General features: G+C 37.9%; 11 protein-coding genes and 3 pseudogenes. 12 read left to right on the top strand and 2 right to left on the bottom strand.

Going from position 1 to position 12,574, the window contains the following annotated elements; translation table 11 throughout:
- Positions 1-94 precede the first annotated feature (94 nt).
- From LRP81_RS01370 to minD, 10 genes and pseudogenes are all read left to right on the top strand, one after another.
- Positions 95-1,192, top strand: a complete 1,098-nt coding sequence (locus LRP81_RS01370) for a hypothetical protein (RefSeq protein ID WP_230499431.1) — start codon at positions 95-97, stop codon at positions 1,190-1,192.
- A 241-nt stretch (positions 1,193-1,433) separates the two neighbouring features.
- Positions 1,434-1,991, top strand: coding sequence for a Maf family protein (locus LRP81_RS01365; protein WP_230499430.1), 558 nt, complete (start codon positions 1,434-1,436; stop codon positions 1,989-1,991).
- A 71-nt stretch (positions 1,992-2,062) separates the two neighbouring features.
- Positions 2,063-2,593 (top strand): annotated as a pseudogene (gene radC / locus LRP81_RS01360) (RadC family protein); the annotation flags it as partial.
- Between the two features lie 571 nt (positions 2,594-3,164).
- A pseudogene (locus LRP81_RS01355) lies at positions 3,165-5,047 on the top strand (reverse transcriptase domain-containing protein).
- A gap of 79 nt (positions 5,048-5,126) precedes the next feature.
- Positions 5,127-5,267 (top strand): annotated as a pseudogene (locus LRP81_RS01350) (JAB domain-containing protein); the annotation flags it as partial.
- A 194-nt stretch (positions 5,268-5,461) separates the two neighbouring features.
- Positions 5,462-6,478 (top strand): rod shape-determining protein, encoded by a 1,017-nt coding sequence (locus LRP81_RS01345; protein ID WP_230499428.1) that lies wholly within the window; start codon positions 5,462-5,464, stop codon positions 6,476-6,478.
- A gap of 14 nt (positions 6,479-6,492) precedes the next feature.
- Entirely contained in the window at positions 6,493-7,383 is an 891-nt protein-coding gene (gene mreC / locus LRP81_RS01340) for a rod shape-determining protein MreC (RefSeq protein WP_230499427.1), read from the top strand.
- Positions 7,380-7,901, top strand: coding sequence for a rod shape-determining protein MreD (mreD, locus tag LRP81_RS01335; protein ID WP_230499426.1), 522 nt, complete (start codon positions 7,380-7,382; stop codon positions 7,899-7,901). Before mreC ends, mreD begins: the two co-directional genes overlap by 4 nt.
- Positions 7,902-8,074: 173 nt before the next feature.
- The gene (gene minC / locus LRP81_RS01330; protein ID WP_317987023.1) at positions 8,075-8,794 is read left to right on the top strand and encodes a septum site-determining protein MinC; all 720 of its coding nucleotides are present in this window, start codon (positions 8,075-8,077) and stop codon (positions 8,792-8,794) included.
- A gap of 3 nt (positions 8,795-8,797) precedes the next feature.
- Positions 8,798-9,598 carry a septum site-determining protein MinD gene (gene minD, locus LRP81_RS01325; RefSeq protein WP_230499425.1) on the top strand — a complete coding sequence of 267 codons (801 nt, stop codon included), beginning with the start codon at positions 8,798-8,800 and terminating at the stop codon, positions 9,596-9,598.
- A gap of 262 nt (positions 9,599-9,860) precedes the next feature.
- On the opposite strand, the gene LRP81_RS01320 is transcribed toward minD, so the two are convergent.
- Both LRP81_RS01320 and LRP81_RS01315 read right to left on the bottom strand, forming a co-directional pair.
- Positions 9,861-10,343: a hypothetical protein gene (locus LRP81_RS01320; protein ID WP_230499424.1), complete on the bottom strand. Its 483-nt coding sequence runs from the start codon at positions 10,341-10,343 to the stop codon at positions 9,861-9,863.
- Between the two features lies 1 nt (position 10,344).
- Entirely contained in the window at positions 10,345-10,722 is a 378-nt protein-coding gene (locus LRP81_RS01315) for a type IV pilus modification PilV family protein (protein WP_230499423.1), read from the bottom strand.
- 197 nt (positions 10,723-10,919) lie between these two features.
- Between LRP81_RS01315 and LRP81_RS01310 the strand changes: the two genes are divergently transcribed.
- Together LRP81_RS01310 and LRP81_RS01305 are read left to right on the top strand one after the other, a co-directional pair.
- Positions 10,920-11,696 (top strand): M23 family metallopeptidase, encoded by a 777-nt coding sequence (locus tag LRP81_RS01310; RefSeq protein WP_230499422.1) that lies wholly within the window; start codon positions 10,920-10,922, stop codon positions 11,694-11,696.
- Positions 11,689-12,558 carry a M50 family metallopeptidase gene (locus LRP81_RS01305; protein WP_230499421.1) on the top strand — a complete coding sequence of 290 codons (870 nt, stop codon included), beginning with the start codon at positions 11,689-11,691 and terminating at the stop codon, positions 12,556-12,558. Before LRP81_RS01310 ends, LRP81_RS01305 begins: the two co-directional genes overlap by 8 nt.
- Positions 12,559-12,574: the final 16 nt, after the last annotated feature.

Here is a 12,574-nt window from a genome sequence, read left to right as displayed (position 1 = left end):
GACAAAAGTCTTGTTCTTTTTTTTATGGGCTATGGTAGGATAAAGCAAATCTTATCAGGACATTATTTGTCACATGTAAGCGGAGGTGGGAAAAATGAATCATCACCAAATGAAGATTAAGATAAACGGCCAGGAAAAAGCATATGGTCAAGGTAAAAAGAAAAGAAAGCAACAGTCAAAAAAGGAAAAGGTGCCCCCAATTCCTGACAAAGTGAAAGAAGATGCTGATTTCCCAGAAGGGGATCTACCTATTATTATTGTGGACGAGTCTGCTGCTGCAGCTGAAAAAAAAGAAGCGGAAGAATTTGAATGGGTCTTACCTAAAGAACCGAACCCATCTAAAAAACAACAATCCTCCTATATTGAAGACTTAAGAAAAACAAAGGGTTCTAAATCTAGCCCATCCCCATTCGGGAAAAAGAAACAAATGGTGACCCCCTCATTCGCGAAACAACTATTGTTATCTATTGGTATGGCAATAGGAATTGGAACTTGTCTTGGTTTTATCATATTAGCAATTATGAATATTTCTGATTCGCCGACAAATCCTAATGTCCCTGCTGTTGCTCCAGTTGATTCGGAAAATGGACCAGATGCTGATTCTTCGCAAGCTTCTGGCAATGAAAGTATTACACTGAAAGCCCAAACACTCTCTGTATTACAAGCAGGTGTATTTTCAAAAAGTGATAGTGTAAATGAGGAGATTGACCGTCTAAAAGCTGCCGGATTTCCAGCAGTTGCTATTGGATCTGACCCAACCCATATTTTCATGGCAGTTGGTAAATCAGTTGAAGGGATGAAGGAAATTGGTTCGGAAGTAAATGGAAAGGGAATTGAACCATCTCCATTTGCAAAAGAAATAGCAGTTCCTGAAAAAACGCTCAACTCTTTGACTACTCCGGATTTAACATTATTGGAAGAAGGGCAACAATTCTATCTCCAGTTGACTGAAGCAACCTCTCTTCTGCTGCAAGGTAGTACTCTTGATGGTGCCACAAAGGAAACCATTCAATCAAGCTTTGAAAAAGTGGCAGCAATAAAGGATCAGGAGTTAACTGAAATAACGACAGAATGGAAAGCATCTCTTTTAGCGGCATTTGAAAGTTATCAATCCTATCAAAAATCAAGCAATGAACAAGATTTATGGAGTGCTCAGCAAAAGCTACTTGATGCACTGAAAATTTATTACTAAGGTGTTTTCGTAACGCTTTGTTCCATTTTCTTTTTTATGAGTAACACTTAGTGTACTGTCGTGAATTAACAAATCCTATTAGATATTCTTTAGTAGCTCAAAAATTTATTTTTGGGCTGTTTTTTTATGTAAAATACAATCATGCAATTTTACAGGAAGATGTTTGTTGCTGTATCTATTTTTATGATAGGATAAAAATGTATCTCTTGAGTAAGGATTATTAGTAGAAAGGTGATAAACGATGAAACCTCTTATTTTAGCCTCAGGATCCCCCAGAAGAAAGGAACTTCTCCAACAAGTTCATCTCCCTTTTCAAGTGAAGGTGAGTAACATCGAGGAAACATTTGATCCATCTCTCTCACCAGAGGAAATTGCTACTAGTCTAGCTTTTCAAAAAGCAAACAATGTTTTCCAAGAAAATAAGGAAGCAGTTGTCATTGGCTCGGATACTATTGTTGTCTTAGGGGAAACTGTTCTAGGTAAACCTAAAGACGAAGATGAAGCAAGAGCAACTCTTCAGAAGCTGAGTGGACACACGCATTTTGTAATTAGTGGAGTGTCTATCGTAAGTGCAGAGAAGCAACTTAACTTTTTCGAAAAAACAGCTGTTACTTTTTGGGAGCTTACAGAGGAAGACATTGACTTTTACATCAAGACTGGTGAACCGATGGATAAAGCGGGTTCCTATGGTATTCAAGAAGTCGGAGCTCTGTTTGTAAAAGAAATCAAGGGTGATTATTTTTCCATTGTGGGATTGCCCCTTTCACGAACAGTTCGAGAATTAAAGAATTTCCAATAAGACGGAAGGAGCCTGCCTCTCAGAAATAAAGGAGGAAAAGGCATTTGGAAACACCTACTTCAACTACTTTAATGATAAAGGATTATCCCGAAGACCAAAGGCCGCGAGAACGTATGATCCAAGACGGACCAAAGAGCCTATCCAATCATGAGCTACTGGCGATTTTACTCCGAACAGGATCCAAGGAAGAGTCTGTATTACAGCTTGCTAATAAGTTACTTACTAATTTTGAAGGACTACGACTTCTGAAGGATGCATCTATTGAAGAAATCACAAATTTAAAAGGCATCGGGAATGTTAAGGCGATCCAAATTATGGCTGCTGTGGAGCTTGGTAGAAGAATACACCGGGTTCAATACGAAGATCGCTATGTCATAAGGTCGCCAGAGGACGCTGCAAACTATGTGATGGAAGATATGCGTTTTCTCTCCCAAGAGCATTTTGTTTGTCTTTATTTGAATACGAAAAATCAAGTATTGCATCAACAAACCATCTTCATTGGAAGCTTAAATGCTAGCATCGTGCACCCTCGCGAGGTGTTCAAGGAAGCTTTCAGGAGGTCAGCTGCTTCTTTCATCTGTTTGCACAACCATCCTAGTGGAGTGCGCCTGTAAGGTGCGTAATTTTAGTGATTACTTTGTAATCTAGAACTCCTTACAATGTTCTATGGTCAGCATCTTACCTTGAGAGGAAACTCATAGAGGGAACAGAGCATGATGTGAAAAGGAGAAAAGACGACAAAACTATCTAATGTCGAGTCAGTTCTTCAGACCAAGTGGTGTATGGTAAAAGCTATACTGCTTGAATCCTAGACGAATGAGCGGTGGGTGCGCCGTTGTCTACGGTAGTTAACAGGCAATGAGGACAAAATGGAAGACGTATCTCCTGAGCGTCTGTTGGAAATCGCCGCTTTCCTGTCCATAGTAAGGTTTGTCCTTCAATCCTCGACTAGAGGAAACCGTCAAAAGGGATACCTAACCACCACGTAACTAAAATTATGTCATAATGCAGGGATTACCTAAGTGCGAGTGCCGATTGGCTATTAGACATAGGTCTATGAAAATTGCATACGGTAACGGAGTCTCCATAGTACCCAACGTTTGCTTGTAATGAGTTTAGCAGGGGGAAGGGAGACAGGTTGATGTTAACGTCATTGAGAAAGGAGTCATGAATATGGCTACAAATCCATTTCATCAGTTGGACGTTATAAGGAATGTTTCTCAAAGTGGTAAAACAATAACGGATTGTTACCGTCTCATGTATAAAAGAGAATTATGGATTAAGGCATATGCAAAGGTATATCCGAATGCTGGGAATCTAACAAAAGGAACGTCCGAAGAAACAATCGATGGTTTTAGTTTACAAAAGATTGATGAAATCATTGAACAACTTAAGAAAGGGACGTTTCGCTTTGCACCTGTAAGAAGAGTTTATATTCCGAAAACGAATGGTAAAAAGAGACCTTTAGGGGTTCCTAACTTCAAAGATAAGTTAGTACAGGAAGTAATGAGAATGATTTTGGAAAACGTTTATGTACCAACATTCTCAGATAATTCCCATGGATTTAGAGAGGGAAGAAGTTGTCATACAGCATTGTCCCAAATTAAGAACACATGGAAAGGGTTAACATGGTGTATTAAAGGAGACATTAAAGGCTTCTTCGACCATATTGACCATTCTGTATTATTAAATCTTATCTCTAAGAGAATCAATGACCATCGTTTCCTTTTGCTTATTCACAATGCACTAACAAGTGGTGTAATAGAGAATTGGACTTATTATAAAACTTACAGCGGTACACCACAGGGCGGTATTATTTCACCTTTACTAGCCAATGTCTACCTTCATGAGTTTGACCTATTCATGGAAAAACAAATGGAAAATTTTGATAAAGGTAAAATAAGGGAAAGAAATAAAGAATACACTCGTATACGCTCAGAAATCAGGACACTCTCCCGAAGAGCTAAAAGACTTGATGAGAAAAATGGACATCAATTGTGGGAAGGCAGAGAGGGATTTATAAAAACAATCGAAGAACTTAAGCGTAAACAAGTTCTAATACCCTCAGTCGACCCAATGGATAATAACTATCAAAGAATGAAATATGTCCGTTATTCAGATGATTTTGTAATAGGGATAGCTGGTTCCAAAGATAGTGCAATCAATGTAAAGGATAGGATAAAGGATTTCCTTAAACAAGAACTACACCTTGAATTAAGTGAAGAAAAAACACTTATCACCCATCTGGAAAATCCCATTCCCTTTCTTGGATATGAATTTTGTAAGTGGGCTGAAGTAAAGGTCACTAGGGTCGCGTATAAAAATCAAAAACATCCATTAAAAAAGAGAACTCTTTCAGGAGCAATTAAATTGGAAATTCCCGAAAAAAGAATAAAAGAATTTGCCTTAACAAATGGTTATGGAAATCTCGACAACTTCAAAAATATACATCGAGCCAAACTTATTAACAATTCGGAAATTGAAATTCTGTTAACCTATAATGCTGAACTAAGAGGAATTGCAAACTACTACAAGCTAGCAAATAATTACCATCATCTTGATAAGTTGTTTTATTTAGCAGAAAGTAGTTTTATAAAAACCATTGCCAATACACGCAGAAGTACCTCTAAGAAGGTTACTTCGAGCATGAGGGTACACAAACAGGGAGTCTTATGCATTGTTAGGAAAGATAAACAGGGCAATGAAAAAATTCATCAGTTTGTGAAACTCAAAGATCTTCCTAAACATAAAGGTGCATTAAAGCCGATTCTCCTGAAATAGATACATTTGTAAATACGTTGAAATATTCAGGTAGAACAGAATTTGAAAGGCGACTATTGGGGAACAAGTGTGAAGCGTGTGGTGCAACAGAAGGTCAGATGGAGGTCCATCATGTACGAAAGTTGAAGGACTTGAAAAAGAAATCAAACTTAAAATATTTGGACAAAATTATGATTGAACGGAATCGAAAGACAATTGTCCTTTGTTTTAAGTGCCATCATGACCACCATGAGAAACAAATTCCGATTAATCAACTGGCGAGCCGTATACGCTGAAAGGTGTACGTACGGTTCTGAGGGGGGGACTGTGAGACCTGCTTTGGAGACAAAGTAAGGCGCATGCTCCCTACCCTACGACCCCGCACCAAGCAAGGAGGATATTGACGTAACGAAGCGACTTAGCGAGTGCGGAAAGCTGATTGGTATCGAGCTATTGGATCATCTAATTATTGGTGATCAGAAATTTATCAGTTTGAAAGAAAAAGGCTATATGTAATACTATGCTTTTTTCATATCCTACGATATAATATTACTCATGAGTTTGGAAGGACAACCTTCTTTTCACATCAACTTCTACACAATATTTAATTCCACATGTTTATGAAAATTATTAGGGCAGGCTTCGTCCGTTATATTTATTTTTCATTTACCACTATTATGCTATAGTTTCAGAAAGGGAGATACACTTATATGTTTGGAACGAGAGATCTTGGTATTGACTTAGGAACAGCCAATACATTAGTTTTTATTAAAGGAAAAGGAATTGTAGTGCGTGAACCGTCTGTTGTGGCACTTCAAACCGACTCAAGACAAATTGTGGCAGTTGGGAATGACGCCAAGAATATGATTGGACGTACACCTGGTAATGTCGTTGCGCTCCGTCCAATGAAAGATGGGGTTATTGCAGACTATGAAACGACAGCAACGATGATGAAATATTATATTAAGCAAGCGTTAAAAAATAAAAATGCTTTTTCCCGTAAACCTTACGTAATGGTTTGTGTGCCTTCTGGTATAACTGCAGTAGAAGAAAGAGCGGTTATTGATGCGACTCGTCAAGCTGGAGCTCGTGATGCCTATCCAATTGAAGAGCCTTTTGCAGCAGCGATTGGTGCAAATCTTCCAGTTTGGGAACCAACAGGCAGCATGGTTGTTGATATCGGCGGTGGAACGACAGAGGTAGCAATTATTTCACTTGGAGGAATTGTTACTAGTCAATCTATAAGAGTAGCAGGAGATGAAATGGATGATGCAATCATTGCTTATATCCGCAAAAACTACAATCTAATGATTGGCGAAAGAACAGCTGAATCACTTAAATTGGAAGTAGGCTCTGCAGGCGACTCCGAAGGGATTGAGCCAATGGATATTCGTGGCCGTGACCTTCTAACAGGACTTCCGAAAACAGTTGAAATCACAGCAAAAGAAGTTGCAGAAGCATTAAATGATACAGTAACGGCAATAGTTGATTCTGTCAAGGCAACTTTGGAGCGAACTCCACCTGAACTTGCTTCAGATATTATGGATCGTGGAATTGTTTTAACTGGTGGCGGTGCACTGTTACGTAATCTTGATAAAGTAATTAGTGATGAAACGAGAATGCCAGTTATTATAGCAGAAAATCCACTTGATTGTGTTGCAATTGGTACTGGAAAAGCATTGGATTATATTGATGAATTTAAAAAGAAATCAAGAGATTATCGCTAAGAAGGTGTTAAGTCATGCCACAATTTTTTCTCAATAAAAGATTGATTATTTTGTTGGTGAGCTTAATTTTTCTAGTGGCATTGATTGGTTTTTCTTTGAAAGAACGGGACGATTTGACATGGCCAGAACAGTTCGTTAAAGACTCAACTGGCTTTGTCCAATCTATCTTTTATAGGCCTGCACATTTTGTAGCGGGCTTCTTTGATAATGTAGGATATTTAAAAGATACGTATGAGGAAAACAAACTGCTACGTGCTAGACTGGAAGAATATGCTCTCTTAGAAACGAAAGTGCAAAAACTAGAAAACGAAAATGAACAGTTTAGAGAAGTTATTGGTGAGATGGAGTCACTTAGAGACTATGAGCCAATGCCTGCAACTGTCATTGCAAGAAACCCAGATCAGTGGGTAGAACAAATAACCATTAATAAAGGTAAGCAAAATGGTGTTGAAAAAGACATGGCAGTTGTCACGTCTGGTGGGTTGATTGGAAAAATCAAACATGCCAATGCCTTTACATCAACTGTACAACTACTAAGTTCACTTGATCCTAAAAATCGTATTTCTGCTTACATACAAGGCGAAGAAGAGATTTTTGGTTTAATAGAAGGCTATGATGAAGAAAAAGCAGCTCTTCTATTAAAAAGAATTCCGCATCAAGCAAATGTACAAGAAGGGGAAGTAGTATTATCCTCAGGTCTTGGTGGAGTTTTCCCAGAAGGATTAATGATTGGCGAAATAACTGAAGTAGTTGCAGATGAATACGGATTGACACAAATGGCTTATGTAAAACCAGCAGCAGATTTTTATAACATCAGTCAAGTAATGATTATCGAAAGAACGCTGATGACGGGAAATGAACCTGAACCAGAAGAAGAAACATCAGAAGAGGGTGACTCTGAGTGAGGAAGTATGTCCTACCAGCCCTGATTCTATGTCTATTTATTTTAGAAAGCATTAGTGTCGACTTCTTTGGGCTTCTCACCATAAATCAAGATTGGGTGATTGTTCCGAGATATATGCTTATTGTCATCACATTGTGTGCTATCTACACTAGTCCCTATGTTGGTCTAATATGTGCAATGCTTTTCGGATTTCTCTATGATATAGTCTATACGGAGATACTGGGAGTGTATTTGTTTGCTTTCGGAATTTCCGTATATATTGTGTCTGGAATATTACGATTTGTTAATACGAACTATATTATTTCTTTTATTATGATACTACTATCTATCACAATAACCGAACATATTGTATTTGGTATTCATTCGTTAATTGGATCCACTATAATGACACATTCAGATTTTGTTTCCGTAAGATTACTTCCAACACTTGGTTTTAATGCTATTATTGCAATTGTGCTATTATTTCCAATCAAACTGTTTATGGAGCGATTGGCAATTGATCAAAAAGATGAACTTTAAGAAGGGCTTTTTCCAAATAAAGCTTATTACTAGCTTCTTGTAATGAATGGAAAAGCTACAAAATTTGCGAAAACAGTCTTCAGAAAAGCCCAACATTTATAGCTGGGCTTTTCATATACATACTCATTCTACTAATCTTTTTTTATTATTAGGAAAAAGGAAATAGAAGGGCGATGTCGAATTATATACTTGTTGAGGTGAAGGTCGTGAATAGACAAAAACAACAGTATGTAACCATTAAAGGCACGAAAGAGGGCCTAATCCTGCATCTCGATGATACTTGCTCATTTCAAGAGCTTTTAGCTGAAATAGAAGCAAAACTAACGTCGAACAAAAATCCGGACGAGTCTCCGCTCTTGGGAGTTCGTTTAAGAGTAGGGAATCGTTATTTATCGAATAAACAACAAGAAAAATTACGAAATGTCATAAGAAGTAAGAAGAATTTTATCGTGGAAGAAATCGAAAGTAATGTCGTGACGAAAGAACAGGCAATTCAATGGAAAAAGGAAACGGAAATTGTACCGGTTGCCAAAATGATTCGCTCAGGTCAAGTACTGGAGGTAGAAGGTGATCTTCTCCTTATAGGGGATGTTAACCCCGGAGGTACTGTTAAGGCTGGAGGTAATATTTTCATCCTTGGCGCCCTTAGGGGAAGTGCTTATGCGGGGCTTCAAGGAAAAAGGGAGTCCGTCATAGCCGCAAGTTTGATGAAACCGACCTTACTTTCCATTCATGACATCATTAATCGCGCTCCAGACCTAAGTGAACAGCTCGAAGGAAGCAGCGAGATGGAATGTGCCTATATTGACCACCAAGAACAAATTGTCATAGACCGCTTACAATTGCTTTCACAACTTAGACCGATGTTAACTCGGCTTGAAAGGAGAATGTAATAAGTGGGAGAGGCTATCGTAATTACATCTGGTAAAGGTGGAGTCGGCAAGACGACAACTTCTGCAAATATCGGCACGGCTCTTGCTTTACAAGGAAAAAGAGTATGTTTAGTGGATACAGATATTGGACTTAGAAATTTGGATGTTGTCATGGGACTCGAAAACCGGATCATCTATGACCTAGTCGACGTTGTAGAAGGACGTTGCAAAACTCATCAAGCTTTAATCAACGATAAGCGCTTTGAATGCTTGAAGCTCCTGCCGGCTGCCCAAACAAGTGACAAATCGGCCGTAAAGCCGGATCAAATGAAAAAATTGATTATGGAATTAAAACAGGACTATGACTATATAATTATCGACTGTCCTGCTGGAATAGAGCAAGGCTTCCAAAATGCAATTGCTGGTGCAGATATGGCTATCGTTGTAACCACACCGGAAATTTCCTCTGTACGCGATGCAGACCGCATAATCGGTTTGTTAGAAAAAGAGGAGAAAATCCAACCTCCAAGACTGATAGTGAACAGAATCCGCAACCATATGGTGAAAAATGGAGAAATGCTCGATGTGGATGAAATAGTCTCTATCCTTGCCATTGATATAATTGGAATAGTAGCGGATGATGACAGCGTGATTCGTGCATCCAATAGCGGTGAGCCTATCGTAATGGACCCAAATAGCAAAGCCTCCATTTCATACAGAAATATTGCCCGTCGCATCTTAGGTGAATCAGTTCCACTGCAATCTTTAGAAGAAGAGAGCAAGGGAGTTATGTTTAAAATTAAGAAATTTTTTGGGGTACGATAAGAAAATGAAAAGACCGCCATCATAATTGGCAGTCTTTTTTATTTTGGCTCTTTTCTAAAAGATTTTTACGTGTATGTTCATTGAAAACTTGTCCTTTTGACTGAAACTAAATGCAGGAAAAGAGCACTACAGTAACGTAACGATTATTACGAGTATCTAATAATGTTCGTAAAAGCAACAATGTTTGCGAAAACAGCCTTTATTTTTGTACAAAAATAGTATGGGGAGAGAATTTTTGTTTTTCAATTTGGAAATAAAGTGGTCATTCACTTGATATAAAATTTACATTGGGAATGGACATTTCTTGATCAAATATTTTTTGCTCTCTTTGATTGAACGTTGTTGTTAACCTGTAAGCAATTGTCTTGGAGGTATTATTTAAACCTATTTCAGTTATTGCGATTGTATAGCCTGATGTATTCAAAAAATCTGAGTCAAATGTTTCTTTTTGCAATTCATCTTCAAGATAGGTTAGGACATATTGTTTTATATAATCCGGATCTTTGCTGACATCTTCCGAAGAAGGCGTCCAATTTTTAATAATGTCGATGACCGTTTTTTCAAAAAAAACGGTACCCATCTCTGCAAGTTTTTCATGCTGAAGTATTTCTTCCGTTTTTTTATATTGCTGATTACTTGTTAGAATGGCGTTCATTAAAGGGGGAATAAACAATCCAATTAGAACAATCGTCAACAAAACGTAAAGAAGGACATAGCCCCCTTGAGTGCTCCTGTATTGTTTCATATCAATTTCCTTCCTTATATCCATAAAGTTCCGTTAATAAAGAGGATGTTGAATGAGTAGGGTCAGAATAAATCTCCACATGGAGCGAGATTAGATCCAAGCTTTGGTGTGCAGAAAGCTCAGTTACTTTAGGGTAATAAGATTTCCCATTTATTATGTGTTCTTCTGTTGGGTAAGAGCCGGTTGATTTGTATTCATTCAATACTTTCTCAGCTAAATTCATTGAAGTGATTCTATTATCAGCATGAGAGGAGTATGTAGTCATTTGGGAAAAGAATCCTAGCATGCCTGTAAAAATAATTCCTAGTATGACAATGGAAACTAAAATTTCTATTAAAGTTAAACCTTTTTGATTACAGTTGTTATGTATTGTCCTCACCGTTTTCCCCTCTTTTATTAAATCTATAACATTTCATTAATCCTACTTTCTTCCTGCTTTCTATTATACTAAAACTTGTAAAAGTTCATATATGTTTTCCAAAATTAATAGATTATAAAAGCAAAGCTTGTTGTCGTCATATCCCTCCCGGACAAGTCATAAAATGGTACAAACCTATTTGTGGGAAGGGTGTTAGTATGAATGATCGGTTAGCGGAAATAAGAAAGAGGGCAGCCAAACGGAAGCGGCAAAGGCAGCAGAGGCTTCCGGCTAGGGATAGAGTATCTAGTGATATACTTCGTGATGAAGACCGATACGGTGGTTCGAGCTTTTCTTCCTTTGAAGGGGGTCCGGAGGGTAATCGGGATCATCCGTTGTTTAATGGCCGGAATTTTCTTTTTAAGATTTTAGCATCAGCTATCCTTTTGTTGGTTGTGGCAATAATGTTTCAAAAACCTGCTGGTGGTACATGGGAAAAGCCCCGTCAGTTTGTTCTAAATACAATGGAAGAAAGCTTTCAGTTTACGGCGTTTTCCAATTGGTATGAAGGCAAATTTGGAAAATCACTTGCACTGTTGCCATTGCCACCCAACAATAAGAAGCCTTTAGCAGATGAAGAATTGGTCATTCCTGCTTCTGGTAAAGTGTTTGAGAGTTTTGAAGCAAATGGGCAGGGGGTTATGGTAGAAACAGTTGCGTATTCCAAAGTAGAAGCGATGAAAAGCGGAAGGGTTACTTTTGTCGGTAAAAAACCTGATATTGGTAAAACGGTGATTGTGCAGCATGCAGATGCAACTTATAGCTGGTACGGTCAATTAGAAAATGTAGATGTAAAACTATACGATTTTATTGAAACAGGTGATGTAATTGGACAAACTACGATTTTAGAGGATGGGTCTAAAGGGATGTTTTATTTTGCGATTCAAAAAGATAATGAATTTATCGATCCAATGCAGGTGATCTCTTTTGAATAATAAATGGATTATGCTCTATCAAAAAATTCATATACACCCCTTCATGTGGCTTCTTGTTGGACTGGCTTTAATGACGGGGAATTTCTGGGAATTGTTGATTCTTTTCTTTATTGTATTTGTGCATGAACTTGGTCATGGTCTTGCTGCTACCTATTATAATTGGCGAATCAAGCAAGTGTTACTTCTTCCTTTTGGAGGGGTTGCGGAGACGGATGAACATGGGAATCGACCACTGAAGGAAGAGTTGATAGTTACACTGGCAGGACCTTTGCAGCATATATGGCTAGGCGCTGGAGGGTATCTTTTGTTTCAACTTGGTTTTCTTTCAGGAGACATGTGGGAATTATTTTCTATTTTCAATTTGATGATATTCCTTGTAAACCTTCTTCCAATCTGGCCACTCGATGGTGGGAAATTGATGGGATTGCTATTCAGTAGATTTTTAGCCTTTTCTGATGCTCATGAACGTACATTGAAGGCTTCGTTTTTGTTTTTGATTTTATTTGTGACGATCTATCTTTTCATTGATCCAATGCATATCAATATTTGGATCATTACCGTATTTTTATTATTTACCTTAAAAAAGGAATGGTCACAGCGCCATTTTGTTGTTATGCGTTTTTTAATGGAGCGTTATTATGGTAAGAGTAACTCTATTTCTCATATTACACCCATCATAGTGGATGAAAAGGAAAAGATTCATCATGTCTTACAAAAATTCAAGCGGGATTGCAAGCATAACATTATTGTGATGAAGGGAAGCAACAAACAGCCTCCTTTAGATGAAAATGAGCTTCTTCATGCATACTTCAAGGAGAAGTTGACGTCCATTGATATAGGAGATATGCTTTATTCATACTAAACTTCGAGTGGAAAGC

Origin of the sequence: Sutcliffiella rhizosphaerae, assembly GCF_917563925.1 — a bacterium.
Lineage (GTDB): Bacteria > Bacillota > Bacilli > Bacillales > Bacillaceae_I > Sutcliffiella_A > Sutcliffiella_A rhizosphaerae.
Note: the sequence above shows the minus strand (reverse complement) of the source record. Positions and strands in the feature narration are given on the sequence as shown.

Bases quoted from the DNA above. Each gene is read 5' to 3' on its own strand.
- LRP81_RS01365 (WP_230499430.1), top strand. From the start codon at position 1,434: ATGAAACCTCTTATTTTAGCCTCAGGATCCCCCAGAAGAAAGGAACTT.
- LRP81_RS01310 (WP_230499422.1), top strand. From the start codon at position 10,920: ATGAATGATCGGTTAGCGGAAATAAGAAAGAGGGCAGCCAAACGGAAG.
- LRP81_RS01370 (WP_230499431.1), top strand. From the start codon at position 95: ATGAATCATCACCAAATGAAGATTAAGATAAACGGCCAGGAAAAAGCA.
- minC (WP_317987023.1), top strand. From the start codon at position 8,075: ATGTCGAATTATATACTTGTTGAGGTGAAGGTCGTGAATAGACAAAAA.
- mreC (WP_230499427.1), top strand. From the start codon at position 6,493: ATGCCACAATTTTTTCTCAATAAAAGATTGATTATTTTGTTGGTGAGC.
- LRP81_RS01345 (WP_230499428.1), top strand. From the start codon at position 5,462: ATGTTTGGAACGAGAGATCTTGGTATTGACTTAGGAACAGCCAATACA.
- LRP81_RS01320 (WP_230499424.1), bottom strand. From the start codon at position 10,343: ATGAAACAATACAGGAGCACTCAAGGGGGCTATGTCCTTCTTTACGTT.